The 25,394-nt window shown below is 61.8% G+C and carries 19 protein-coding genes and 1 tRNA gene; 17 read left to right on the top strand and 3 right to left on the bottom strand.

All coding sequences use genetic code 11. The annotated features are described in order from the left end of the window. Positions 1-19 precede the first annotated feature (19 nt). A complete protein-coding gene (gene plsY / locus ACIPZG_RS18875) occupies positions 20-589 on the top strand; it encodes a glycerol-3-phosphate 1-O-acyltransferase PlsY (RefSeq protein WP_008091177.1) in 570 nt (189 codons plus the stop codon). Between the two features lie 6 nt (positions 590-595). Here the strand turns inward: plsY and tsaD are convergent, their stop codons facing one another. Continuing rightward, the gene (gene tsaD / locus ACIPZG_RS18870; protein WP_400638905.1) at positions 596-1,621 is read right to left on the bottom strand and encodes a tRNA (adenosine(37)-N6)-threonylcarbamoyltransferase complex transferase subunit TsaD; all 1,026 of its coding nucleotides are present in this window, start codon (positions 1,619-1,621) and stop codon (positions 596-598) included. A gap of 204 nt (positions 1,622-1,825) precedes the next feature. Here tsaD and rpsU point away from each other — a divergent pair, with 204 nt between their 5' ends. The 6 genes from rpsU (at position 1,826) to ACIPZG_RS18840 (ending at position 13,516) form a co-directional block, all read left to right on the top strand. Beyond that, positions 1,826-2,041 (top strand): 30S ribosomal protein S21, encoded by a 216-nt coding sequence (gene rpsU / locus ACIPZG_RS18865; RefSeq protein WP_003255575.1) that lies wholly within the window; start codon positions 1,826-1,828, stop codon positions 2,039-2,041. Between the two features lie 294 nt (positions 2,042-2,335). After that, the gene (gene dnaG, locus ACIPZG_RS18860; protein ID WP_400716054.1) at positions 2,336-4,318 is read left to right on the top strand and encodes a DNA primase; all 1,983 of its coding nucleotides are present in this window, start codon (positions 2,336-2,338) and stop codon (positions 4,316-4,318) included. Between the two features lie 67 nt (positions 4,319-4,385). Then, a complete protein-coding gene (gene rpoD / locus ACIPZG_RS18855) occupies positions 4,386-6,236 on the top strand; it encodes an RNA polymerase sigma factor RpoD (protein ID WP_008091168.1) in 1,851 nt (616 codons plus the stop codon). Between the two features lie 125 nt (positions 6,237-6,361). Further along, positions 6,362-10,105 carry an EAL domain-containing protein gene (locus tag ACIPZG_RS18850; protein WP_400716052.1) on the top strand — a complete coding sequence of 1,248 codons (3,744 nt, stop codon included), beginning with the start codon at positions 6,362-6,364 and terminating at the stop codon, positions 10,103-10,105. Between the two features lie 16 nt (positions 10,106-10,121). Further along, positions 10,122-10,198: transfer RNA gene (locus tag ACIPZG_RS18845), tRNA-Ile, on the top strand. Between the two features lie 435 nt (positions 10,199-10,633). After that, positions 10,634-13,516: an Eco57I restriction-modification methylase domain-containing protein gene (locus ACIPZG_RS18840; protein WP_400716050.1), complete on the top strand. Its 2,883-nt coding sequence runs from the start codon at positions 10,634-10,636 to the stop codon at positions 13,514-13,516. A gap of 59 nt (positions 13,517-13,575) precedes the next feature. Here ACIPZG_RS18840 and ACIPZG_RS18835 read toward each other — a convergent pair whose 3' ends face one another. Then, positions 13,576-14,154, bottom strand: a complete 579-nt coding sequence (locus ACIPZG_RS18835) for a serine acetyltransferase (RefSeq protein ID WP_400716048.1) — start codon at positions 14,152-14,154, stop codon at positions 13,576-13,578. Between the two features lie 92 nt (positions 14,155-14,246). On the opposite strand from ACIPZG_RS18835, the gene ACIPZG_RS18830 reads away from it, so the two are divergent. The 10 genes from ACIPZG_RS18830 (at position 14,247) to ACIPZG_RS18785 (ending at position 25,117) form a co-directional block, all read left to right on the top strand. Continuing rightward, the gene (locus ACIPZG_RS18830) at positions 14,247-14,708 is read left to right on the top strand and encodes an Lrp/AsnC family transcriptional regulator (protein ID WP_008091161.1); all 462 of its coding nucleotides are present in this window, start codon (positions 14,247-14,249) and stop codon (positions 14,706-14,708) included. A gap of 179 nt (positions 14,709-14,887) precedes the next feature. Then, positions 14,888-16,570, top strand: a complete 1,683-nt coding sequence (locus tag ACIPZG_RS18825) for a flavin monoamine oxidase family protein (protein WP_400716046.1) — start codon at positions 14,888-14,890, stop codon at positions 16,568-16,570. Between the two features lie 14 nt (positions 16,571-16,584). Then, positions 16,585-17,379 (top strand): carbon-nitrogen hydrolase family protein, encoded by a 795-nt coding sequence (locus ACIPZG_RS18820; protein ID WP_400716044.1) that lies wholly within the window; start codon positions 16,585-16,587, stop codon positions 17,377-17,379. A 181-nt stretch (positions 17,380-17,560) separates the two neighbouring features. Further along, positions 17,561-19,849, top strand: coding sequence for a pyrroloquinoline quinone biosynthesis protein PqqF (pqqF, locus tag ACIPZG_RS18815; protein ID WP_400716043.1), 2,289 nt, complete (start codon positions 17,561-17,563; stop codon positions 19,847-19,849). Positions 19,850-20,007: 158 nt separating this feature from the next. Further along, complete coding sequence (gene pqqA, locus ACIPZG_RS18810) at positions 20,008-20,079, top strand: pyrroloquinoline quinone precursor peptide PqqA (protein ID WP_003243383.1); 72 nt, start codon at positions 20,008-20,010, stop codon at positions 20,077-20,079. Positions 20,080-20,159: 80 nt separating this feature from the next. After that, positions 20,160-21,071: a pyrroloquinoline quinone biosynthesis protein PqqB gene (gene pqqB, locus ACIPZG_RS18805; protein ID WP_400716041.1), complete on the top strand. Its 912-nt coding sequence runs from the start codon at positions 20,160-20,162 to the stop codon at positions 21,069-21,071. A 109-nt stretch (positions 21,072-21,180) separates the two neighbouring features. Next, the gene (gene pqqC, locus ACIPZG_RS18800) at positions 21,181-21,936 is read left to right on the top strand and encodes a pyrroloquinoline-quinone synthase PqqC (RefSeq protein ID WP_008091151.1); all 756 of its coding nucleotides are present in this window, start codon (positions 21,181-21,183) and stop codon (positions 21,934-21,936) included. Then, positions 21,933-22,208, top strand: a complete 276-nt coding sequence (pqqD, locus tag ACIPZG_RS18795; protein ID WP_400716039.1) for a pyrroloquinoline quinone biosynthesis peptide chaperone PqqD — start codon at positions 21,933-21,935, stop codon at positions 22,206-22,208. Before pqqC ends, pqqD begins: the two co-directional genes overlap by 4 nt. Further along, a complete protein-coding gene (pqqE, locus tag ACIPZG_RS18790; protein ID WP_008091148.1) occupies positions 22,180-23,328 on the top strand; it encodes a pyrroloquinoline quinone biosynthesis protein PqqE in 1,149 nt (382 codons plus the stop codon). Before pqqD ends, pqqE begins: the two co-directional genes overlap by 29 nt. Beyond that, on the top strand, positions 23,294-25,117 hold the full coding sequence (locus ACIPZG_RS18785) for a prolyl oligopeptidase family serine peptidase (RefSeq protein WP_400716037.1): 1,824 nt from the start codon (positions 23,294-23,296) through the stop codon (positions 25,115-25,117). The genes pqqE and ACIPZG_RS18785 overlap by 35 nt, the downstream gene beginning before the upstream one ends. Before the next feature lie 39 nt (positions 25,118-25,156). Here the strand turns inward: ACIPZG_RS18785 and ACIPZG_RS18780 are convergent, their stop codons facing one another. Further along, complete coding sequence (locus ACIPZG_RS18780) at positions 25,157-25,315, bottom strand: YqaE/Pmp3 family membrane protein (protein ID WP_008095322.1); 159 nt, start codon at positions 25,313-25,315, stop codon at positions 25,157-25,159. Positions 25,316-25,394: the final 79 nt, after the last annotated feature.

Raw genomic sequence — 25,394 nt, 5'->3', positions numbered from 1 at the left:
CTCGCCCGGAATAGTTAGCATGTTTTGGTTACTGGCGCTGCTTGCCTACCTGCTCGGCTCACTGTCCTTCGCCATCGTCCTCAGCCGCCTTTCGGGCAGCCCGGACCCGCGTTCCAGCGGTTCGGGCAATGCCGGCGCCACCAACATGCTACGCCTGGCAGGCCGCAAGCTGGCGATCCTGACCTTGCTCGGCGACCTGTGCAAGGGCTTGTTGCCGGTGTTGCTCGCGCGCCTGGCCGGGCTCGACTTGCAGGAACAAGCCTGGGTCGGCATCTGCGCGGTACTCGGTCACCTGTTCCCAGTGTACTTCCACTTCCAGGGTGGCAAGGGCGTGGCCACCGCAGCGGGCATGCTCATGGGCCTGTACTTCCCTGCCGCGCTACTGGCCATCGGCGCCTGGCTGATGACCTTCTACCTCACCCGCACCAGTTCGCTGGCGGCGCTGATCGCCACGCCTCTGACCCTGCCATTGCTGGCGTGGCGCGAGCCCGAGGCCTTGCTGCCGGTCAGCGTGCTCACAGTGATGATCGTCTGGCGCCACCGCAACAACCTGCGCGACCTGTTCGCCGGGCGCGAGCGGCACTTCTGACGCGATTCACAGGGGAGGCAGCTGCTCCATCGGCCAGCGCGCCTGCACGCTGATCGCCAGGTCTTGCTGCTGCCCGGCCAACAAGCGCTGGCAGCCGGCATAGGCGATCATCGCGCCGTTGTCGGTGCAGAACTGGGGGCGAGCGTAGTACACGTTGCCTTTGATACCGGCGAGCATGTCCTCCAGGGATGCACGCAACGCCTTGTTGGCGCTCACACCACCGGCGATCACCAGGCGCTTGAGGCCGGTCTGCTTCAGGGCGCGCTTGCACTTGATGGTCAGAGTCTCCACCACCGCCTGCTGGAACGCCAGGGACACGTCGCAACGGGTTTGCTCATTGTCGTCGCCAGCATTGCGGCACTGTTGCCAGGTGTTGAGGGCGAATGTCTTGAGGCCACTGAAGCTGAACTCAAGGCCCGGGCGATCGGTCATCGGCCGCGGGAACACGAAGCGTCCAGGCACACCCTGTTCGGCCAGGCGAGCGATTTCCGGGCCGCCGGGGTAATTCAGGCCCATCAGCTTGGCAGTCTTGTCGAACGCCTCACCCGCGGCGTCGTCGAGGCTCTCGCCCAGCAGCTCGTACTGGCCGATACCATCGACGCGCACCAGCTGGGTATGCCCGCCAGACACCAACAAAGCGACGAACGGAAACTGCGGAGGGTTTTCCTCCAGCATCGGCGCCAGTAAATGACCTTCCATATGGTGCACACCGATCGCCGGGATATCCCAGGCAAACGCCAGGGCCTGGGCGCACGAGGCGCCGACCAGCAACGCCCCGACCAGGCCAGGACCCGCGGTGTAGGCGATGGCGTCGATCTCGGTGGCCACGCAGCCGGCCTCGTCCAACACCTGACGGATCAGCGGCAACATGCGTTTGACATGGTCCCGTGACGCAAGCTCGGGCACGACCCCGCCAAACACACGGTGCAGGTCAATTTGGCTGAACAGCGCATCGGCTAACAAACCGCGTTCACTGTCGTATAATGCGACGCCGGTTTCGTCGCAGGATGTTTCCAATCCCAGTACTAGCATGGGCTCGTCCCTTGTGGGGGCTGATTTCGAAGCCGCGCATGATAGTCCCCGTGCCGGGTGCCGACCAGCGGTTTTCGATCAGAGGCTTTGCATTCCGGCGTGCTAAGGGTTAACATCCGCAACCCTTGAAAACCGACGTTCTCCAGCACACCTTTGTTTTGCCAGGAGCACGTCTACCCCGGTAATGAATTAAGGTAGCCCTGGATGCCAGCCGTCAAAGTTAAAGAGAACGAACCCTTCGACGTAGCTCTGCGTCGTTTCAAGCGCTCCTGCGAAAAAGCCGGTGTACTGGCTGAAGTTCGTAGCCGCGAGTTTTACGAGAAGCCGACCGCAGAGCGTAAGCGCAAAGCAGCTGCTGCTGTTAAGCGTCACGCCAAGAAAGTTCAGCGCGAACAGCGCCGCGCCGTTCGTCTGTACTAATACAGACGTTCAACGCAAAGCTTCTGCCCTGCCCGGCTCACCGCCGGGCCGATGGCAGCGGTTGTTTCAACCTTGAGCAGCTAGCCCAAGGCGTCCGCCGCAACTCGTAGTGGACAACCGCTTCAACGCGTCAGTACTGGTCTTCGACCAGCCGTGCACGTCCTGACTGACGAGCCCCCGGCAACTTTGGTGGCTACCGACGAGCACACATTCCCTCGCACTTCCCCTAGCAGCACTCCCCCCAACCGGCGCGCTAGCGATTAGACTTGCCAGTTGCCAGATGACGAGACTGCCATGGCCGGGCTGATTCCCCAAAGCTTCATTGACGACCTGATCAACCGCCTCGACATCGTCGACGTGGTGAGTTCACGCGTCCAGCTGAAAAAGACCGGCAAGAATTACTCCGCCTGCTGCCCGTTTCACAAGGAGAAGACTCCCTCCTTCACGGTCAGCCCGGACAAGCAGTTCTATTACTGCTTTGGCTGCGGTGCCGGCGGTAACGCCCTTGGTTTCGTCATGGACCACGACAACCTGGACTTTCCCCAGGCCGTCGAGGAACTGGCGCGCGCCGCCGGCATGGAAGTACCTCGCGAGGAGGGCCGACGCGGGCAGAAACCGCGCCAGCCAACCGACTCGCCGCTCTACCCCCTGCTGGATGCCGCCGCCGAATTCTACCGCCAGGCCCTGCGCAACCACCCCACCCGCAAAGCAGCGGTGGAGTACCTCAAAGGCCGCGGCCTGTCAGGCGAAATCGCCCGCGACTTCGGCCTGGGCTTCGCCCCGCCGGGCTGGGACAACCTGCTCAAGCACCTGGGCGCCGACACCCTGCAACAGAAGGTGATGATCGATGCCGGCCTGCTGATCGAGAACGCCGAAAGCGGCAAGCGCTACGACCGCTTCCGCGACCGGGTGATGTTCCCGATCCGCGACAGCCGCGGACGTATCATCGCCTTTGGTGGCCGAGTGCTCGGCGACGACAAGCCCAAGTACCTCAACTCGCCGGAAACCCCGGTGTTCCACAAGGGCCAGGAGCTCTACGGGTTATACGAGGCGCGCAAGCACAACCGAAACCTCGACGAGATCATCGTCGTCGAAGGCTACATGGACGTCATCGCCCTGGCCCAGCAGGGCCTGCGCAACGCTGTGGCCACCCTCGGCACCGCGACCAGCGAAGAGCACCTCAAGCGCCTGTTCCGCGTGGTGCCCAGCGTGCTGTTCTGTTTCGACGGCGACCAGGCCGGGCGCAAGGCGGCATGGCGCGCCCTGGAATCAGCCCTGTCGGCCCTGCAGGACGGGCGTCGAGCGCGCTTTCTTTTCCTGCCCGAAGGCGAAGACCCCGACAGCCTGGTGCGCGCCGAAGGAACCGATGCCTTCATGGCACGCATCAACCAGCACGCGCAGCCGCTGGCTGACTACTTTTTCGAGCAGTTGAGCGTCGAGGCCGACCCTCGCTCGCTGGAAGGCAAGGCGCATATGGCGACCCTGGCCGCACCGTTGATCGAAAAAATTCCCGGCGCCAACCTGCGCCAGTTGATGCGCAATCGCCTGAAGGAAATCACTGGCCTCGATCCGCAGCAGGTCGAACAACTGGCCCAACACGCCCCCGCCGCCAGCAGCGTGCCGGACTATGACCCCGGCTTCGACTACGACGCCATGGCCAGCTACACCCCGGACTACGGCGACATGCCGGTGCACGACTACGCCCCGGCGCAGCAGGAGCAGCAGTGGAAGCCGAACAAGGGTGGCGGCAAGAAACCGTGGAGCGACAAGCCCTGGGACAAGAACCGCAAAGGTGGCAAGCCGTGGCAACAGCGCGACGAAGCGCCGCCACGCACCCCAGCGCCGGTGGAACCGCCGACCCTGGCCGCCCTGCGCACTTTGCTGCACCACCCGCTACTGGCCGGCAAAGTCGAGGACGCCAGCCATTTCGCCGACGAAGAACACCTTTACAGCCAGCTGCTGGTGGCATTGATCGAAGCCGCTCAGAAAAATCCTGGGCTAAGCTCAATGCAGCTGATCGCACGCTGGCACGGCACCGAACAAGGTCGCCTGTTGCGGGCCTTGGCAGAAAAGGAATGGCTGATCGTGGCCGACAACCTTGAACAACAGTTTTTCGACACTATAACTAGCTTGTCCGCCCGCCAACGCGAGCGCAGCCTGGAACAACTGCTCAGAAAAGCACGTCAAAGCGAATTGACCAGCGAGGAAAAATCACAGCTCCTCGCCCTGCTGAGCCGGAATGTTCCCGCACAAACGCCGACCTCATCTGGCGCGTGAGGCCCATGCTCGGGTATAATCCTCGGCTTGTTTTTTGCCCGCCAAGACCTTCAGTGGATAGGGTGTTATGTCCGGAAAAGCGCAACAGCAGTCTCGTATCAAAGAGTTGATCACCCGCGGTCGTGAGCAGGGCTACCTGACTTACGCGGAGGTCAACGACCACCTGCCGGAGGATATTTCAGATCCGGAACAGGTGGAAGACATCATCCGCATGATCAACGACATGGGGATCAACGTATTCGAGAGTGCTCCGGATGCGGATGCCCTTCTGTTGGCGGAAGCCGACACCGACGAAGCCGCGGCCGAAGAAGCCGCTGCTGCGTTGGCGGCAGTTGAAACCGATATCGGCCGCACGACCGACCCGGTGCGCATGTACATGCGCGAAATGGGTACCGTCGAGCTGCTGACCCGCGAAGGCGAAATCGAAATCGCCAAGCGTATCGAGGAAGGCATTCGCGAGGTGATGGGTGCCATCGCCCACTTCCCGGGCACTGTCGACTATATCCTCGGCGAATATGACCGCGTCACCACCGAAGGTGGCCGTCTGTCGGATGTTCTCAGCGGTTACATCGACCCTGACGACAACATCGCCGCCCCGACCGAGGAGGTGCCGATTCCTGGCGCCAAGGCCGCGGCTGCGAAGGAAGAGTCCGACGACGAAGAAGAAAGCGAAGAAAGCAGTGATGACGAGGAAGAGGCCGAAAGCGGTCCGGACCCAGTCGTCGCAGCCCAGCGTTTCGGTGCAGTCTCCGACCAGCTCGCTGTCACTCTCAAGGTGCTGAAAAAGCATGGCCGCAGCCATGCCGAGAGTATCGGTGCCATGCAGGCCCTGGCCGATCTGTTCATGCCGATCAAGCTGGTGCCCAAGCAGTTCGACGTACTGGTAGAGCGTGTACGTGATGCCCTGAGCCGCCTGCGTCAGCAAGAGCGCGCGATCATGCAACTGTGCGTCCGTGATGCGCGCATGCCGCGTGCCGACTTCCTGCGCCTGTTCCCGAGCAACGAAACCGACCAGACCTGGAGCGGTGACCTGGCCAAGCGCAACACCAAGTGGGCTGCCGCCCTGGGTGAAAAGGACGCCGCCATCGTTGCTTGCCAGCAGAAGCTGATCGACCTCGAGACCGAGACCGGCCTGACTGTCGCCGAGATCAAGGAAATCAACCGTCGCATGTCCATCGGTGAGGCGAAAGCCCGCCGCGCCAAGAAGGAAATGGTCGAGGCGAACCTGCGTCTGGTGATCTCCATCGCCAAGAAGTACACCAACCGCGGCCTGCAGTTCCTCGACCTGATCCAGGAAGGCAACATCGGCCTGATGAAGGCGGTGGACAAGTTCGAATACCGTCGCGGCTACAAGTTCTCGACCTACGCCACCTGGTGGATCCGCCAGGCGATCACCCGCTCGATCGCCGACCAGGCGCGCACCATCCGTATCCCGGTGCACATGATCGAGACGATCAACAAGCTCAACCGAATTTCCCGCCAGATGCTGCAGGAAATGGGCCGTGAACCGACCCCGGAAGAGCTCGGTGAGCGCATGGAAATGCCTGAGGACAAGATCCGCAAGGTATTGAAGATCGCCAAAGAGCCGATCTCCATGGAAACACCGATCGGTGACGACGAAGATTCGCACCTGGGCGACTTCATCGAGGACTCGACCATGCAGTCCCCGATCGACGTGGCCACGGTCGAAAGCCTCAAGGAAGCGACCCGCGACGTGCTCTCGGGCCTGACCGCACGTGAAGCCAAAGTGCTGCGCATGCGTTTCGGTATCGACATGAATACCGACCACACCCTCGAAGAGGTGGGCAAGCAGTTTGACGTGACCCGTGAGCGGATCCGTCAGATCGAAGCGAAGGCGTTGCGCAAGTTGCGCCACCCGACTCGCAGCGAGCATCTGCGCTCCTTCCTCGACGAGTGAAGACGAACCCCGGCCCAGGCCGGGGTTTTTCTTTTGGGATAAAGGCTCGTCGTGGCCACTCGCTACCTCACCGGGCCAAATGCCCGTCTACACTCGACTTCAGACCACCTGAATGCGAGGCCGATATGCCGCCGATGCCGGCCATTCTGTTGCTGCTCCTGATCCTGTGGAACACAACGGCCGGCGCCCTGACCCTGACAGACGAGGAAAAAACCTGGCTTGCTGCCCACCCGCAGCTGAAGCTGGGCGTCGACGCCTCATGGCCACCATTCGAGTTTCGTGACCAGGAGGGCCGGTACCAGGGATTGGCCGCCGATTACATCGCCTTGCTCCAGGAACGCCTGAGTGTATCGCTCAAGCCGGTCGAGCCCAGCAGCTGGACCGAGGTACTCCAGCAGGCGCGGGAAAACCGCATCGACCTGTTGCCCGGCATCATGTCCACGCCGGAGCGCCAAGGCTACCTGGCCTTCACCCGCCCCTACCTGGACTTCCCGATCGTCATCCTGGCCCATGATGGCGGCCCGCAACCACGCACCCTGAAGGACCTTTACGGCCTGAAGATCGCCGTGGTGGAAAACTACGCCCCCCACGAGCTGCTGCGCACCCATCACCCCGACCTCAACCTCGTGGCCATGCCCAATGTCAGCTCGACCCTGCAGGCACTGGCCACCGACGAAGTGGATGCGGTAGTCGGCGACCTCGCTTCGAGCATCTGGAGCCTGCGCCAGCTCAAGCTAGACGGCTTGTACGTCAGCGGCGAAACACCCTATCGCTACCAATTGGCCATGGCCGCTCCGCGCGACAAGAAGATATTGGTCGGCATCCTCGACAAGGTCATGGCCGACATGTCCAGCGACGAAATCAACCAGATCCAGCAACGCTGGGTCGGCAACGTGGTAGACCAGCGCAGCTTCTGGCGCGACGTGCTGATGTACGGCCTGCCCGCCGTCCTGCTGCTGGTGGCCATCCTGGCCGTGGTCATCCGCATCAACCGCCGGCTCAGCTCGGAGATATCCCGGCGCATCGCGCTGGAACAGGAGCTGCGCAGCAGCGAATACCACTACCGGGGCCTGATCGAGAGCCTGTCGGCGATCGCCTGGGAAGCCGACGCCAACGATTTCACCTACAGCTACGTGTCGCCCCATGCCGAAGACTTGCTCGGCTACCCCTTGCACGATTGGCTCAAAGCCGGCTTCTGGCGCAGTATCCTGCACCCCGAGGACGCGCTGTGGGCCCAGGCCTTCTGCGAAAGCGAAACGGCTGCCGGGCGCGACCACAGCCTCGATTACCGGGTGATTGGCGCCGACGGCCAAGCCCTTTGGGTACGCAATATCGTCAGCATGATCGAACACGGCCACCGGCCGGTGATGCGCGGGCTGATGATCGATATCAGCGAAACCAAGCGCACCGAGGACGCCCTGCGTCTGTCCGAGCAGAAGTTCGCCTCGGTGTTCCAGCAATGCCCCGATATTCTGCTGATCGCCCGCCATAGCGACGGCTGCCTGCTGGAGGTCAACGAAGCCTTCGAAGAACAGATCGGCCTTAGCCCAAGCCAGGTCATAGGCCGTACCGCGACCGAGCTGGACCTCTGGGGCGAGCGAGGCGCCGGCCCGCATCTGCTCGAGCGCCTGCATCAGGGCGGCATCCGCAATCTGGAAATGAGCTACCGCCGCAGCAACGGCCAGCTGTTCATCGGCCTGACTTCTGCAGAAACCTTCGAACTGGACGGCACCTTGGCCTTCGTCGTGGCGGTGCGTGACATCAGTCAACTGAAAGAAACCCAGCAACAATTGCAAATTTCCGAAGAGAAGTTCGCCAAGGCCTTCCATGCCTCTCCCGACGGCCTGCTGCTGTCGCGCCAGAGCGATGGCCTGCTGGTCGAGGTCAACGAAGGCTTCTGCCGCCTGACCGGCTATGAACTCAATCCCTCGATCGACCAGACATCTTTCGACCTGGGGATCTGGGTCGACCTCAATGAACGCAAGCGCATGATCGACCAACTGGCCCGCGATGGTTTCGTGCGCGATTTCAGCTGCCATATTCGCCGCAGCGACGGGCAGATACGCCTGTGCGAGCTGTCCGCAAGGCCGCTTCCGATTGGCGGGGTCGACTGCATGCTGACCATCGCCCGCGACATTACCGAGCGCCACCTGATGCAAGAGAAGTTGCAGCTGGCTGCCACCGTGTTCGAAAACACGGCCGAAGGCGTGCTGATCACCGACATCGACCAGCGCATCAGTGCCGTCAACCGCGCGTTCAGCGAAATCACCGGCTACAGCGAAATCGAGGCACTCGGGCAAACCCCGCGTCTAATCTCCTCCGGCCAGCATGACAGCGCCTTCTACGCCGCCATGTGGCATCAGCTCACCGCCGAGGGGCACTGGCAGGGCGAGATCTACAACAAACGCAAGAACGGCGAGTTGTACCCTAGCTGGCTGACCATCAGCGCCGTGCGCAACAACGAGCGCGCCATCACTCACTTCGTCGCCGTGTTCGCCGATATTTCCAGCCTCAAGCACGCCCAGGCCAAGCTCGACTACCAAGCCCACCACGACCCGCTCACAGGCTTGCCCAACCGCGCCCTGTTCGAGAACCGCCTGCAGGCCGTGCTCACCTGTTCGCAGACCTCCAACCGCCAGGGCGCCGTACTGTTCCTCGACCTCGACCGCTTCAAGCACATCAACGACAGCCTCGGTCATCCCGTCGGCGACCTGCTGCTCAAAGGCATCGCGCAGCGCCTCAAGGAGCAGGTGCGCGACGTCGACACCGTGGCCCGCCTGGGCGGCGACGAGTTCATCATCCTGCTGCCTGGCCTGCACAGGCCCAGCGATGCCAGCGCCATCGCCAACAAGCTGCTGGCCTGCTTCAGCGCCCCCTTCCAGGCCGGCGAGCACGAGTTCTTCACCAGCGCCAGTATCGGTATCAGCCTCTACCCGCAGGACGGCACCGACGTTGCCACGCTGATCCGCAACGCCGACGCCGCCATGTACCGCTCCAAGGCCAAAGGCCGCAACCGCGTCGAAGCCTACACCCGCGACCTCACCGCCCAGGCCAGTGAACGCATTGCCCTGGAACACGAATTGCGCCGGGCCATCGAGCGCAACGAAATGAGCTTGAGCTATCAGCCCAAGCTCAGCCTCAAGACCCAGGCCCTGGTCGGCGCCGAAGCACTGATCCGCTGGAGTCATCCCACCTTCGGCGAGGTGCCTCCTGAGCATTTCATTCATCTCGCCGAAGAGAACGGCACCATTCTGCAAATTGGCGATTGGGTACTGGAGCAGGCCTGTCGGCAGATGCATCACTGGAAGATGGACTACCAGGCCTTCGGCCCGCTGTCGATCAACCTCGCCGGGGCGCAACTGCGCCACGGCGGCCTGGCCAAACGCATCGAGCAATTGCTCAGGACTTACCAGCTCAAGGCTGGCGACCTGCAACTTGAGATCACCGAAAACTTCATCATGAGCCAGGCCGAAGAAGCCCTGGCCGTGCTGCACCAGCTCAAGCAGCTGGGCGTGCAGTTGGCCATCGATGACTTCGGCACTGGATACTCGTCGCTCAGCTACCTCAAGCGCCTGCCGCTGGACATCCTCAAGATCGACAAGTCGTTCATTCGTGGGCTTCCCGATGATCCTCACGATGCGGCCATTGCCCGCGCCATCATCGCCCTGGGCCGCAGCATGCAATTGACCATCATTGCCGAGGGGGTGGAAAACCAGGCGCAGCAACGGTTCCTGGCTGCCGAAGGGTGCGAGCAGATCCAGGGCTACATCGTCAGCCTGCCGCTGCCGCCGGAGGAGTTTGCCGCTAGCTTTCTTCGCATAGCACTATCCGATCTTTCGGATGGCACGCTTTCGAAACCCTCGTTATAATCCGGGCGCTTACTGAGGGCCTATAGCTCAGTCGGTTAGAGCAGAGGACTCATAATCCTTTGGTCCACGGTTCGAGTCCGTGTGGGCCCACCATCAAATCAGGAGCTGCAGCGCTGCTGCAGTTTCGAGATCGCCTCATCAGATTCAGCGCTCGATAGCGCAGCTTGCCTCCCTGGCCATGCGCCTTCAGGCGCTTGATGCCATGCTCCCGCCCCCTCCGCTGAGCGCCCCGCGTACCAGACGCTCACACCACGGCCAGTCCGACAACCTCGCAGAAATTTGCCAGGTCACACTTGTACGCCCGGCCGGGTGCACGACAGCCCAAACGCAGCCCCCTCTTGCTCGCCACGCTGGAAATCCAGTTTCGATCAGGTCGTGTCCTGGACAATAATGGTGCAGCGCTGGCAGTCGCCTTAAGAGCACCTGCACATCATTCCTGAAGTAGCTGAGGCTATCTCGAACACATCAAGGCGGCCTCACCCACAAAAATTACCGAGGACCACCAACGCGTTAAGGAAGAAACCTGACATGGCCGTACCCGAAAAGCTGAGAGAACTGGTTTCACTGTATGAAGAAAACAGAACGGAATACCGCTCAGGCAAATTCAATGAAACACAGGCAAGAATCCAGTTCATCAATCCGCTGTTCGAGCTTCTGGGTTGGGATGTCAGCAACAAGAACGAGTACGCCGAGCTTTACAAGGATGTCGTTCATGAAGACGCGGTAAAAATAGGCGGAAGAACCAAGGCCCCCGATTACTCGTTTAGAATCGGCGGCGCGAGAAAATTCTTTCTCGAAGCGAAGAAGCCTGCAGTCCCGGTCACAGACGACATACCCTCGGCCTACCAGCTCAGGCGTTACGGTTGGAGCGCCAAGCTTTCTCTATCGGTACTGTCCAACTTTGAAGACCTTGCCATTTACGATTGCCGCATCAAGCCGGAGCCCTCGGACAAGGCAAGCAAGGCACGCGTCAAGATCTACCACTTCAAAGACTACGTAGAGCACTGGGACGAGATCTATTCCATCCTGTCCAAAGAGTCCGTTCTCAGAGGGTCTTTCGATAAATTCTCCAACGACGCCCGCAAGAAAAGAGGCACGGCACAGGTCGATGATGCGTTCCTGGATGATATCGAGTCATGGCGAGAAGCCTTGGCCAAAAACATCTTTCTGAGGAACAAGACGCTCAGCATTCGAGAGCTCAATACCGCCGTCCAGCGAACGATAGATCGAATCGTCTTCCTGCGGATCGCTGAAGACCGCGGCATCGAGCCCTACGGAACCCTCGGCAATCTCAAAGGCACCAAGAACATCTACGCCGCGCTCTGTGAGCTTTTTCGCAAAGCGGACGCTCGCTACAACTCCGGCCTTTTTCACTTTGATGAAGCAGACGGCTCCCAGGAAACACTCGACAACTTCACGCTGACCTTGAAAATTGATGAAAAAGTCCTGCATGAAATCCTCAAAGGACTTTACTACCCCGACAGCCCTTATGTGTTCAGCGTTTTGTCTGCGGACATCCTTGGGCAAGTGTATGAGCAATTCCTTGGCAAGGTAATAAGCCATAGCAAGAACGCCATTACGATCACGGAAAAACCGGAAGTCAAAAAGGCCGGCGGGGTCTATTACACCCCCTCGTACATTGCCGAGTTCATCGTCGAAAACACCATTGGAAAATGGGTAAGCGGTCGCACTCCCAACCAGGTGTCTGGCAATGATGCGAGAGTCAAGGATTCCGCGCCCTTACGGATCATCGACCCTGCGTGTGGCTCTGGCTCCTTTCTCATCGTCGCCTACCAGTACCTGTTGAATTGGTACTGCACGAAATATGTAGAAGAAAACGCAGAAAAACACGCCAAAGGCAGGGATCCTAAACTCTACTATGCGGCGGGCGGTGAGTGGCGCCTCACCATTGCGGAAAAAAGACGCATCCTGACCAGTCATATCTTTGGCGTGGACATTGACCCACAGGCAGTGGAGGTCACCAAGCTGTCTCTCCTGCTGAAGGTGCTTGAAGGTGAGAACGGCGACGTCGTTTCCAGCCAGATGGATCTTTTCAAAATGCGCGTACTTCCCGACCTCGGGAAGAACATAAAGTGCGGAAACTCTCTTATCGGTGACGACTTCTACGAGCTGTTCGACGCCGACAGCTTGTCACTGGACGAACGACTGTCAGTCAACACGTTTAACTGGGACAGGGAATTCTTCAAGGCATTCAAAGGGAAATTCGATATTTTAATCGGAAACCCGCCGTACCTTTACTCGTCTGCCGGCGAGAACAAGAAATACTTCTCAGAACACTATAAATATTCTCAATATCAAACCGACTTCTACCAGTACTTTATCGAGAGATCCTACGCGCTTGTCAAAGATAACGGTGTCATCTCTTACATCGTCCCAGACTCGTGGCTGAACTCCTCGAACTTTAGCAACCTTCGCAAGCTCATGGTTGAAGTCAACGGCGTCAACACGCTGGTGTTCTTCGACTATCTGGTCTTCAAGTCAGCCAGCATCGAGAACACAATCTTCATCGGCTCTCCGACCCAGAGCAATTCAATTTCAGTCGTTCGATCATCGGCACCCGGCGTATTCACTGACTACGCTGTCCTTGACACCTCGAAGGTCATCGCGCGAGGCATCATTGACCCCCGGTACACCGACGCGGACGAGAAAATCATAGCCAAGGTGGACACATTCTCTCCCGCCAGTGAGCGGTATGATATCAACCGCGGCCTGCACGCTTACCGCACAGACGGTTATGGGAAATCCGCCTATCAAGACGGCCCCCAAACAAAAGCTGATAAAGATAAACGCTCTTATCATTCCGAAGAAAAACTTAACGACACCTACCTGCCTGAAATTCGCGGTCGGGATGTCGGTTTTTTTGATTATTGCTACAGCGGAAGCTTCATTTCATACGGCGACTGGCTGGCCGAGCCGCGTCCAGAGCGGTTCATGAGAGAGCCCAAAGTTGTTCTCAGGAAGACGCTGGGCAGAAGGCTATCGTGCACCATTATCGAAGAGCCTGCTGCTGTAGATCAGGCACTGTATATCGCTATTTCCAAAAACAGTTCGGCAGACGATCTGAAGCTGCTTGCCGGCCTGGCAGGGAGTACGTTCGGCGCGTGGTACATCCGCACAAAATATGCGATCTATGATCGCCTGCACCCTTGGTACACGAAAAAGAATCTTGCCGATTTCCCCATTCCGGAATCGACTTCATCGATCATCTCTGTCTATGAAAAGATTACTTCCAAGCGCGCCAGATTGAAGGAATCAAAGCTTGAGCAGGAGCGAAACCTGCTTATCGCGGACATTGAACGGCTTGAGACATCCCTGGATGACGCCGTCTTCAATGCCTATGGCCTGACAGACAGCGAGAGAGCGGTAGTACTGTCAGGGGCACTCGATTAAGGAAGCCTTGCACATGACAAAGCCGCGCGAATGCGCGGCTTTTCTATTTCCACCCAGATCTACTCTTTGCTGCGCAGCGAGGTTTGCCGAGGGTTGTAGAACGTGCTGTTGGCTGGGATGTCACGGGTTACCAGCGACATGGCGCCGATGACCACATTGTCCCCGATGTTGATGTGATCGGCGATGATGCAGCTGTTGGCCCCCAGGCTGACATTGTCGCCTATGTGCAGCGCGTAGTGCTCCAGGCCAAGGGTCTTGATGCCGATCGAGCAGTTCTGGCGGACGAAGAAATTGCGGCCAATGGTTACGTGCCGGGTAATCACTACGCCCGGCAAGTGGGCGATGCGCAGGCCGGGTGCAATCTGTGCACCAATGTCGATGTCCACGGCGTACTTCAGGTTCAAGCGCTGCTGCATGCGCCGGGCGTGGCGCCGGGCCAGTCCGCCGCGGGCGTCGAGGTACTGCGCCAGGCGGAAAGCGAAGAGATAGCGAAGTTTATTGTCCTTGCGTGCACGTCGCAGAACATTGAACAACAGGCTGATGCGGCGTCCGGGCCCTTTCTTGTTGGAGACTTCCATCCTCCAACATTCGAGCAGGTCGGCGAACTTCACACCGGGCCTCCAACTGAAACGGCTCATTATGATGCCGCATAAATGGCCGTCATGCACTCGGCCTTGCCCTGTTCCCCTATGGCTGGCTAGGCTAGCCAGCCCACTGCAGAGACTCTGCCATGCCGGATTCGCGCCCCATCACCCTCGACGAAATCGACCGCCAGTTGATCGCCCTGCTACAGATCAACGCCCGCGAGAGCGTTGCCACCCTGGCACGCCAGCTGGGCATCGCCCGCACCACCGTCAACTCGCGCCTGGCGCGCCTGGAAAAAGGCAAGGTCATCACCGGCTATGGCGTGCGCCTGGGCCAGCGCCTGATCGGTGGCGGCCTGCAAGCCTACGTCGGGATCAAGGTGCAGCCGCGTTCCGGCAAGGAAGTGGTGCGCCGCTTGAGTGGCATGGGACAAGTGCAGCAGCTGTGCGCGGTGAGTGGCGAGTTCGACTATGTGGCCTGGTTGCGCAGCGATACGCCAGAGCAGCTGGACCAGCTGCTGGACCAGATTGGCAGTGTCGAGGGCGTGGAGAAGACCACCACGTCGATCATTCTGAGCAGCAAGGTCGATCGCGGCCAGCCGGCCTAGCTCGCCCCGTTGGCAGAATCGTCAAGATTGATCAAACCTTCGTCGTTATGACGAAACAACTTACATTCAGCCATCACTCTGCATCTTAATTACGAACATCCCACTCCATAAAATGACCTCCAGCCATCTCCTATACTCAGGCTCCGCCCTTCGCGCAGCCGCTCTGGCAAGGTCACTTCATGAACAAGAAAAACCGCCACCCCGCCGACGGCAAGAAACCCATCACCATCTTCGGCCCGGACTTCCCTTTCGCCTTCGACGACTGGCTGGAGCACCCTGCCGGCCTGGGCAGTATTCCCGCCGAGCGTCACGGTGAAGAGGTTGCCATTGTCGGTGCCGGCATCGCGGGCCTGGTGGCCGCCTACGAGCTGATGAAGCTGGGCCTGAAACCTGTGGTGTACGAGGCATCGAAGTTGGGTGGCAGGCTGCGCTCCCAAGCCTTCAACGGCACCGACGGCATCATCGCCGAGCTCGGTGGCATGCGCTTCCCGGTTTCCTCCACCGCCTTCTACCACTACGTAGACAAGCTAGGTCTGGAGACCAAGCCCTTCCCCAACCCCCTGACCCCTGCTTCGGGCAGCACGGTCATCGACCTGGAAGGCCAGACCTACTACGCCGAAAGGGCCAGTGACCTGCCAGAACTGTTCCACGAAGTGGCCGACGCCTGGGCCGATGCACTGGAAAGCGGTGGCCAGTTCGCCGAGATCCAGCAGGCGATCCGCGACCGCGACGTAACGCGCCTGAAGGCACTGTGGAACAAGCTGGTGCCGCTGTGGGACGACCGCACGTTCTACGATTTCGTCGCCACCTCGCGCTCGTTCGCCAAGCTCAGCTTCCAGCACCGCGAGGTCTTCGGCCAGGTCGGCTTCGGCACCGGCGGCTGGGATTCGGACTTCCCCAACTCGATGCTGGAAATCTTCCGCGTGGTGATGACCAACTGCGACGATCACCAGCACCTGATCGTCGGTGGCGTCGAACAGGTGCCGCAAGGCATCTGGCGCCATGTGCCGGAGCGTTGCAGCCACTGGCCCGAGGGCACCAGCCTCAGCTCGCTGCATGGCGGCGCGCCGCGCACCGGCGTCAAGCGTATTGCCCGAGCCGCCGATGGGCGGCTGGCGGTCACCGACAACTGGGGCGACACCCGCCACTATGGCGCTGTCCTTGCCACCTGCCAGAGCTGGCTGCTGACCACCCAGATCGACTGCGAAGAATCCCTGTTCTCGCAGAAAATGTGGATGGCCCTGGACCGCACCCGCTACATGCAGTCGTCGAAGACGTTCGTCATGGTCGACCGGCCGTTCTGGAAGGACAAGGACCCGCAAACCGGGCGCGACCTGATGAGCATGACCCTCACCGACCGCCTGACCCGCGGTACCTACCTGTTCGACAACGGTGACGATAAACCGGGGGTGATCTGCCTGTCCTACGCGTGGATGAGCGACGCCCTGAAGATGCTGCCGCACCCGGTGGAAAAACGCGTGCAGCTGGCCCTGGATGCACTGAAGAAGATCTACCCGAAGACCGACATCGCCGGGCACATCATCGGCGACCCGATCACCATTTCCTGGGAAGCCGACCCGCACTTCCTCGGCGCCTTCAAGGGCGCACTGCCGGGCCATTACCGTTACAACCAGCGCATGTACGCGCACTTCATGCAGCAGGACATGCCCGCCGAGCAGCGTGGCATGTTCATCGCCGGCGACGATGTGTCATGGACCCCGGCCTGGGTCGAAGGCGCGGTGCAGACTTCGCTGAACGCGGTGTGGGGTATCATGAATCACTTCGGTGGCCAGACCCACCCGGACAACCCTGGCCCGGGCGATGTGTTCGACGAGATCGGGCCTATCGCCCTGGCCGATTGAGACAAGGAGGCAGCATGCGCATCGCTCTGTTCCAGGGCACACCCAACCCGCTGGACGTGCCCGGCAACCTGCAACGGCTGCGCCACCAGGCGCAACGGGCGGCCGAGCGCGGCGCGCAGTTGCTGGTGTGCCCGGAAATGTTCCTGAGCGGCTACAACATCGGCCTGGAGCAGGTCGAGCGTCTGGCCGAGGCCGAGGATGGCCCTTCGGCCATGGACGTGGTGGAGATCGCCCAGGCCCACCGCATCGCCATCGTCTATGGCTACCCGGAGCGCGCCGAGGATGGCGCCTTCTACAACAGCGTGCAGTTGATCGATGCCCATGGCCGCAGCCTTTGCAATTACCGCAAGACGCACCTGTTCGGTGAGCTGGACCGCTCGATGTTCAGCGCTGGCGCAAATCACTTCCCGGTCGTCGAACTGGAAGGCTGGAAGGTCGGGCTGTTGATCTGCTACGACATCGAGTTCCCGGAGAATGCCAGGCGCCTGGCGCTGGCGGGCGCCGAGCTGATTCTGGTGCCGACGGCGAACATGACGCCCTACGATTTCGTCTGCCAGGTGACCGTGCGCTCGCGGGCGCAGGAGAACCAGTGCTACCTGGTGTATGCCAACTACTGCGGGGCGGAAGGCGAGATCCAGTACTGCGGGCAGAGCAGCATCATCGGGCCGGATGGCAGCCTGCTGGCGATGGCCGGGCGCGATGAGTGCCAGTTGCTGGCGGAACTGGAGCATGAGCGGGTGGTACAAGGGCGCGAAGCGTTTCCCTACCTGACGGATCTGCGTCAGGAGCTGCATTGGCATAACGTCTGACGGCCCTATCGCCGGCAAGCCGGCTCCCACAAAAAGCGCGCTGCTCTGCTCTCCTGTGGGAGCAACTGTCTTGCTCAATTTCTAAAAGCTGATGCAATGCCTGTGGGAGCCGGCTTGCCGGCGATGAGGCCGGGCCTGCCAGTACAAATGGGTTAGCATGAACACCTGCCCCGGAGTTCCCATGCCTGACGCCACCCGCCATCTCACCCTCGCCAACGGCCTGCGTCTCACCCTGCGCCACGCCCCGCACCTCACGCGTGCGGCGGCGGCATTGCGGGTGCATGCCGGCAGCCACGATGCGCCGCCCAAATGGCCTGGCCTGGCCCATTTCCTCGAACACCTCTTCTTCCTTGGCACACCTGGCTTTCCGCTGGCCGATGGCCTGATGCGCTACGTCCAGGCCCTGGGTGGCCAGGTCAACGCCAGCACCCGCGAGCGCACCACCGACTTCTTCTTCGAAGTGCCGCCAGCCGCCCTGGACGGTGGGCTGCAGCGCCTGTGCCAGATGCTTGCCGAACCTGACCTTGCCATCGATCGCCAGCGCCGCGAGCGAGAAGTAATCCACGCCGAATTCATCGCATGGTCGCGCAACCCGCAGGCCCAGCAGCAGTACGCGTTGTTGCAATCGGTAGGTGCAAACCATCCGCTGCGTGGCTTTCATGCCGGCAATCGCTACGCGCTGGCCTTGCGGGATCCTGCCTTTCAGCGGGCCCTCGCGGGTTTCCATGAGCGCTTCTATCGAGGCGGGCAAATCTCCTTGAGCCTCTGCGGCCCGCAAACGCTGGACACGCTTGAACAGCTTGGCCGGCAAGCCGCCAGTCTGTTCGCGCCTGGCGAACCTGTAGCGCAGTTGCCTGCGCCCGCTTTATCGGCAAAACCGACCACACAGCTCTTTGCCCATGACGACCTGCCCAATGGCGCCGAACAGGCACTGGAATTGTTACTTGCCTGCCTGAGCGACAACAGGCCGGGCGGCTGGCTCGACGCGCTTCGGCAGCGAGGCTGGCTGCAAGGGTTCAAGGCGCAAATGCTGTACGCCTTCGCCGGGCAAGTGCTCTGGCACATCGACTTGCAGCTAAGTGCAGACGCCAGTGCCGATGAAGCCTGGGCCTTGCTACACGGCTGGTTCGGGTTCCTTCGCCAGCTTGACCCGGCGCAGCTCAATGCCGAGTTCAGGCTCTTGCAGCAGCGCCGTGAACGCAGCGCCAGCCCGCTTGAACTGGCCCGCCGAGACAGTGCAGGCCAACCATTCGCGGCGCTGGATAGCCAGGGTTTGCACGCGCTGCAATCGCTACTCGCACAGTTGCCGTCCCGCGAACAGGGGCAATGGCGACTGCCTGCCATCGACCCGCTGCTGCTGGACGCATTGCCTGCTGCCAAGGCGAACCCTCTGCCCGCAGCCGTTACGTTCTGCGACCAACTGCCTGCGGCGCGCCAGTTCGCAGCGCTATATCTGCGCTGGCATATACCTTCAGCTCTGCGCCTGCCTCTGCACGCAGCACTTGAACGCGCCCTGCGCCCACTGCAGCAGCGTTGTGAGCGCGCCTCATTGCAACTGCAATTCAGCGCCCCTGGCGAGTACTGGCAACTGCGCTGCGCCGGGCATCCGGCTGCGGTGATACGCACTGTAGAACTGGCGCTGGCCAGCTTGCGCGTACCTTCACCAGACAGTTGGGACACGCCAGTGAATCAGGCGCCTGCCTTGATCCCGATCAGAGCACTGCTTGAGCGACTGTCTGATGCCGTACTCGGTACCGCCGCCGAACCTGGGTCCGCCGGCCCTCTCGGGCAACAGGTACTCGAAGACGCATGGCAACACAGCCGCTGGCATGGGCTGTCCGTGGGCTTCGACCAGACCGCTCGCGATGCGCTTGGCGCCGTGCTGCAAGGCTGCCCTGGCCATGCTGGCAAGCCGGACGCTCCGCCCGCATGGCAGGGCCACCGCTGGCACCACGCCCAGGTCGCCGGCAACGAACATGCGCTGCTGCTGTTCTGCCCGCTGCCGGCTCGCCAGCAAGCCTGCGGCCGCCTGCTGGCCCAGCTGCTGCAGGGGCCGGTGTACCAACGTCTTCGGGTCGAGCTGCAACTCGGCTACGCGGTGTTCAGTACCTTCCGTCAGATCGAGGGCATCGGCGGCCTGTTGTTCGGTGTGCAGTCGCCGCACACCCGCCACGGTGAAATCATCGACCATCTGTGGGCCTTGCTGCGCCAGGGCGTGAAGCTCGACCCAAGCGCCCGCCAGGTGCTGGCCGAGCAATTCGATGCAGCCGCCATGGCCAACGACGATCTCGCGCAATGGCTGTGGCAGACGCACCTCGCGGTACAGGGTGACGAGCTGGCATCGCTGCGCGCGTCTATTCTGAGCACGCACCAAACAGATCTGGACGAGCTGCTCGATGCGATGCTCGACGAGCAATCTCCTTGGCTCTGCCTGGCCAATGCGGCTGCAGTCGCAGGGCCCTGGCGGTAGGATTATTACATCGGCTGCAAGAGCGCTTTTCGAAGAATTAACCTTCCGGTACAAATTTTTCTTGTAAGATAGCGCAATCCCAGCCAATGGAACCTCCTGCGCAAGGTGGCATCCCAACAAGTAGCTGATCACCCCAACCCATTCGGAAGGAGTCTCCCATGTGGACCAAACCTGCATACACTGACCTGCGTATCGGCTTCGAAGTGACCATGTATTTCGCCAACCGCTAAGCCTTGCTTGCGGCTCGACGCCTCGGCCCGCCGGGGCGTCGTCGTTTTTCAGATATGCTTTTCGGATAAAGAGCCAAGCCATGTACATCCAGATTCTCGGCTCCGCCGCCGGCGGCGGTTTCCCCCAGTGGAACTGCAACTGCGTCAACTGCAAGGGCTATCGCGATGGCACCCTGCGCGCCACGGCACGCACCCAGTCATCCATCGCCTTGTCCGACGACGGCGAGCACTGGATCTTGTGCAACGCCTCGCCCGACATCCGCGCCCAGCTCCAGGCCTTCGCGCCCATGCAGCCGGCGCGTGCCCTGCGCGACACCGGCATCGACGCCATCGTGCTGCTCGACAGCCAGATCGACCACACCACGGGCCTGCTCAGCCTGCGCGAAGGCTGCCCGCATCAGGTCTGGTGCACTGACATGGTCCATCAGGACCTGAGCACCGGCTTCCCGCTGTTCACGATGCTCAGCCACTGGAACGGTGGCCTGCAGTGGAACCGCATCGAGCTCGACGGCAGCTTCGTCATTCCGGCCTGCCCCAACTTGAGGTTCACGCCCTTCCCCCTGCGCAGCGCCGCGCCCCCCTACTCGCCGCACCGCTTCGACCCGCACCCGGGCGACAACCTTGGCCTGTTGGTCGAGGACACGCGCAGCGGCGGCAAGCTGTTCTACGCCCCCGGCCTCGGCCAGGTCGATGACCAGCTGCTGGCGATGATGGACGGCGCGGATTGCCTGCTGGTCGATGGCACGCTGTGGGAAGACGACGAAATGCAGCGCCGCGGTGTCGGTACCCGCACTGGCCGTGAAATGGGCCACCTGGCGCAGAACGGCCCCGGCGGCATGCTCGAAGTGCTGGATGGTTTTGCGCACCAGCGCAAGGTGCTTATCCACATCAACAACACCAACCCGATTCTTGACGAAGACTCTCCAGAGCGCGCCGAAGTGGTCCGCCGCGGGGTGGAAGTCGCCTACGATGGCATGAGCATCGAGTTGTAATGCACGCGGTCCCTGTGGGAGCTGGCTTGCCAGCGATGAAGCCAGCCTGGGCAGCTCCCACAGGATCCTGCTCCCGCGAGGCATTTTCTGTTCTACAGGAGCCAGCTGAATGAACGACGCACTGCCACTGTCCCCGGCCGAATTCGAACAGGCCCTGCGCGCCAAGGGCGCCTACTACCACATTCACCACCCGTACCACGTGGCGATGTATGAAGGCCGCGCCAGCCGCGAGCAGATCCAGGGCTGGGTAGCCAACCGCTTCTACTACCAGGTCAACATCCCGATGAAGGATGCTGCGATCCTGGCCAACTGCCCGGACCGCGAAATCCGCCGCGAGTGGATCCAGCGCCTGCTCGACCACGACGGCGCGCCAGGCGAGGATGGCGGTATCGAAGCCTGGCTGCGCCTGGGCCAGGCCGTGGGCCTCGACCCAGACCAGCTGCGCTCCCAGGAGCTGGTGCTGCCCGGCGTGCGCTTCGCCGTCGACGCCTACGTGAACTTCGCCCGCCGCGCCAGCTGGCAGGAAGCGGCCAGCAGTTCACTGACCGAGCTGTTCGCCCCGCAGATCCACCAGTCGCGCCTGGACAGCTGGCCGCAGCATTACCCGTGGATCGACCCCGCCGGCTACGAATACTTCCGCACCCGCCTGGGCCAGGCCCGGCGTGATGTGGAACACGGCTTGGCGATCACCCTGCAGCACTACACCACGCGGGCAGGCCAGGAGCGTATGCTGGAAATCCTGCAGTTCAAGCTGGATATCCTATGGAGCATGCTCGACGCCATGAGCATGGCCTACGAGCTGAACCGCCCGCCTTACCATTCCGTCACCCAGGAACGGGTGTGGCACAAAGGAATCGCCCTATGAGTCTTGATCGCAAACAGGTGCCGAACTGGCGCCCCGGCTACCGTTTCCAGTACGAGCCGGCGCAAAAAGGCCATGTGCTGCTGTACCCCGAGGGCATGATCAAGCTCAACGACAGCGCCGGCCTGATCGGCGGCCTGATCGACGGAAACCGCGACGTGGCGGCGATCATTGCCGAACTCGAACAACAATTCCCTGGTGTGCCCGAGGTCGCCGACGACATCGAGCAATTCATGGAGGTGGCCCGTGCCGAACACTGGATCACCCTCGCCTGAGGTGCCGGTCGGCCTGCCGCTGTGGCTGCTGGCCGAGCTGACCTACCGCTGCCCGCTGCAGTGCCCCTACTGCTCCAACCCGCTGGACTTCGCCGAGCAGGGCAAGGAGCTGACGACCGCGCAATGGTTCAAGGTAATGGCCGAGGCACGCGAAATGGGCGCGGCGCAGATCGGCTTTTCCGGCGGCGAACCGCTGGTGCGCCAGGACCTTGCCGAGCTGATCGCCGAAGCCCGGCGGCTGGGCTACTACACCAACCTGATCACCTCGGGCATCGGCCTCACCGAAGCGCGCATCGCCGCCTTCAAGGAGGCCGGCCTGGACCATATCCAGATCAGCTTCCAGGCCAGCGACGAGCAGGTGAACAACCTGCTGGCTGGCTCGAAGAAAGCCTTTGCGCAGAAACTGGAGATGGCCCGTGCGGTGAAGGCCCACGGCTATCCGATGGTGCTCAACTTCGTCACCCATCGGCACAACATCGACAAGATCGACCGCATCATCGAACTGTGCATCGCCCTGGACGCCGACTTCGTCGAGCTTGCCACCTGCCAGTTCTACGGCTGGGCGCACCTCAATCGCCTGGGCCTGCTGCCAACCCGTGAGCAACTCGAGCGCGCCGAGCGCATTACCAACGAGTACCGGGCGAAGCTCAAGGCCGAAGACAACCCGTGCAAGCTGATCTTCGTCACCCCGGACTACTACGAAGAGCGCCCCAAGGCCTGCATGAATGGCTGGGGCAGCCTGTTCCTGACCATCACCCCGGACGGTACCGCCCTGCCCTGTCACGGCGCCCGGCAGTTGCCGGTGCAGTTCCCCAACGTGCGCGACCACGACCTGCGGCACATCTGGTACGACTCGTTCGGCTTCAACCGTTTCCGTGGCTATGACTGGATGCCCGAGCCCTGCCGCTCGTGCGACGAGAAGGAAAAGGACTTCGGCGGCTGCCGTTGCCAGGCCTTCATGCTCACCGGCGATGCCAGCAAGGCCGACCCGGTGTGCGCCAAGTCGGCCGACCACGGCATCATCCTCAAGGCCCGCGAGGAGGCGCAAACCGCCGAGCTCGCCATTGAACAGATGACCTTCCGCAATGAACGCAACTCCCGTGTCATCGCCCGCGGCTGAATTCAGCGCCGCTCAAGCCGTCGCCGCCGGCACCGACTTCGCCGAGCTCAAGGTCAGTGGCCAAGGGCTGTTCTGGAACGAGTTCCGCCCGGCCGACGGCGCCTGCCGGGTCTGGCGCTGGCACGGGCAACAGGCCAGTTGCCTGACGCCAGACGGCTTCAGTGTGCGCAGCCGGGTCTACGAATACGGCGGCGGCAGTTTCTGCCTGGGTGGCGACGGGCTGTTGTTCGTCAACGAACAGGACCAGCAGGTCTATACCCAGCCACTGGAAGGCGGCGCCCCCCGCGCACTGACAGGAGATAGCGCCAGCCGCTACGGCGATGTGCAGTGGCACGGCGGCAAGGTGCTGGCAGTACAAGAGCGCCATGGGCAGTCGGTCCAGCACCGTCTGGTCGCTTTCGACGAATGCACCCTGGAGGTCCTTGCCGAGGGCGCCGACTTCTATGCCTCGCCCACCTTGAGCGGCGATGGCCAACGCCTGGCCTGGATCGAGTGGGACCGCCCGGCGCAGCCCTGGACGGTCACGCGGCTGATGTGCCGAGCACGTGATACCGAAGGCAACTGGGGACAGGCGCGCTGCATTGCAGCGGCTGACGAATCCCTGCAGCAACCGCGCTTCGACGCTGCAGGCCAGTTGTACTGCCTGTCCGATCGCAATGGTTTCTGGCAGCCGTGGGGTGAGATCGACGGTCACTGGCAAGCCTTGCCTGCCGAGCCCGCAGACCACGCGGCCGCACCCTGGCAGCTTGGCACCTGCACTTGGCTGGCACTGGGACCGCAAACCTACCTGGCCAGCTGGTTCGACGACGGCTTTGGCCAGTTGGGGATGCGTACCGCCGATGGCCGGATGGAACGCTACGCCAGCGCCTACACCCGCTTTCGCAGCCTGGCCATGGATGGCGAACACCTCTACGCCATCGCCGCTTCGCCCATCAGCCCGCCCGCCGTCATCGCCATCGAGCGCGCCAGCCACGAGGTGCGCATCCTGGCAGGCGGCGCCGACGTTTTACCGGCTGCCTGCATCAGCCTGCCCAAGCCGATCCACTACGACAGCGGCGGCGAAATTGCCCATGGATTCTTCTACCCGCCAGCTCGCGCGCAAGGCCCAGCGCCGCTGGTGGTGTTCATCCACGGCGGTCCGACTTCCGCCTGCTACCCAGTGCTCGACCCCCGCATTCAGTATTGGACCCACCGGGGCTTTGCGGTTGCCGACCTGAACTACCGCGGCAGCACCGGCTATGGCCGTGCGTATCGCCAGGCGCTGCATCTGCGTTGGGGTGAAAGCGATGTGCAAGATGCCTGCGCTGCCGTCGAGCACCTGGCCGCGCAAGGCTTGATCGACCGGCACAAGGCCTTCATTCGCGGCGGCAGCGCAGGCGGTTACACCACCCTGTGTGCCCTGGCTTTCCAGGATGTGTTCCGTGCAGGTGCCAGCTTGTACGGCGTCAGCGATCCCATTGCCCTGGGCCACGCCACGCACAAGTTCGAAGGCGATTACCTGGACTGGCTGATCGGTGATCCGCAGCACGATACCGAGCGTTATCGCCAGCGCACTCCGCTGTTGTATGCAGCGCAGATCAACGTGCCGGTGATCTTCTTCCAGGGCGAGCTGGATGCCGTGGTGGTGCCGGAGCAGACACGTTCGATGCTGGAGGCATTGCGGGCCAACGGCATCGAGGCCGAAGGGCACTTCTATCCGGGGGAGCGGCATGGCTTGCGCAAGGCCGAAAACCTGGCGCATGCGCTGGAGGAAGAGTGGCAGTTCTATTGCCGGGTGTTGGGACAGTAACGGCCAATCGCCGGCAAGCCGGCGATGAGGCCCTGCAGGCTAGCGCTTGGCGATGATGTACACCGCATGCACGATGCCCGGAATGTACCCCAGCAAGGTCAGCAGAATGTTCAGCCAGAACGCCCCGCCGAACCCCACCTGCAGGAACACGCCCAGCGGCGGGAGGATGATGGCGATGATGATGCGTACGAAGTCCATGCGAGTCTCTCCTCAAAGGGTCTAAACAGAGACTAGCCGCGCCAGACAGAGGTTCCACAGGCAAAAAAAAACGCCCCTG

It is taken from the genome of Pseudomonas sp. NPDC089395 (assembly GCF_044749525.1).
In the GTDB taxonomy this organism is placed as follows: Bacteria; Pseudomonadota; Gammaproteobacteria; order Pseudomonadales; family Pseudomonadaceae; genus Aquipseudomonas.
Note: the sequence above shows the minus strand (reverse complement) of the source record. Positions and strands in the feature narration are given on the sequence as shown.

Bases quoted from the DNA above. Each gene is read 5' to 3' on its own strand.
- plsY (WP_008091177.1), top strand. From the start codon at position 20: ATGTTTTGGTTACTGGCGCTGCTTGCCTACCTGCTCGGCTCACTGTCC.
- tsaD (WP_400638905.1), bottom strand. From the start codon at position 1,621: ATGCTAGTACTGGGATTGGAAACATCCTGCGACGAAACCGGCGTCGCA.
- rpsU (WP_003255575.1), top strand. From the start codon at position 1,826: ATGCCAGCCGTCAAAGTTAAAGAGAACGAACCCTTCGACGTAGCTCTG.
- dnaG (WP_400716054.1), top strand. From the start codon at position 2,336: ATGGCCGGGCTGATTCCCCAAAGCTTCATTGACGACCTGATCAACCGC.
- rpoD (WP_008091168.1), top strand. From the start codon at position 4,386: ATGTCCGGAAAAGCGCAACAGCAGTCTCGTATCAAAGAGTTGATCACC.
- ACIPZG_RS18850 (WP_400716052.1), top strand. From the start codon at position 6,362: ATGCCGCCGATGCCGGCCATTCTGTTGCTGCTCCTGATCCTGTGGAAC.
- ACIPZG_RS18840 (WP_400716050.1), top strand. From the start codon at position 10,634: ATGGCCGTACCCGAAAAGCTGAGAGAACTGGTTTCACTGTATGAAGAA.
- ACIPZG_RS18835 (WP_400716048.1), bottom strand. From the start codon at position 14,154: ATGAGCCGTTTCAGTTGGAGGCCCGGTGTGAAGTTCGCCGACCTGCTC.
- ACIPZG_RS18830 (WP_008091161.1), top strand. From the start codon at position 14,247: ATGCCGGATTCGCGCCCCATCACCCTCGACGAAATCGACCGCCAGTTG.
- ACIPZG_RS18825 (WP_400716046.1), top strand. From the start codon at position 14,888: ATGAACAAGAAAAACCGCCACCCCGCCGACGGCAAGAAACCCATCACC.
- ACIPZG_RS18820 (WP_400716044.1), top strand. From the start codon at position 16,585: ATGCGCATCGCTCTGTTCCAGGGCACACCCAACCCGCTGGACGTGCCC.
- pqqF (WP_400716043.1), top strand. From the start codon at position 17,561: ATGCCTGACGCCACCCGCCATCTCACCCTCGCCAACGGCCTGCGTCTC.
- pqqB (WP_400716041.1), top strand. From the start codon at position 20,160: ATGTACATCCAGATTCTCGGCTCCGCCGCCGGCGGCGGTTTCCCCCAG.
- pqqC (WP_008091151.1), top strand. From the start codon at position 21,181: ATGAACGACGCACTGCCACTGTCCCCGGCCGAATTCGAACAGGCCCTG.
- pqqD (WP_400716039.1), top strand. From the start codon at position 21,933: ATGAGTCTTGATCGCAAACAGGTGCCGAACTGGCGCCCCGGCTACCGT.
- ACIPZG_RS18785 (WP_400716037.1), top strand. From the start codon at position 23,294: ATGAACGCAACTCCCGTGTCATCGCCCGCGGCTGAATTCAGCGCCGCT.
- ACIPZG_RS18780 (WP_008095322.1), bottom strand. From the start codon at position 25,315: ATGGACTTCGTACGCATCATCATCGCCATCATCCTCCCGCCGCTGGGC.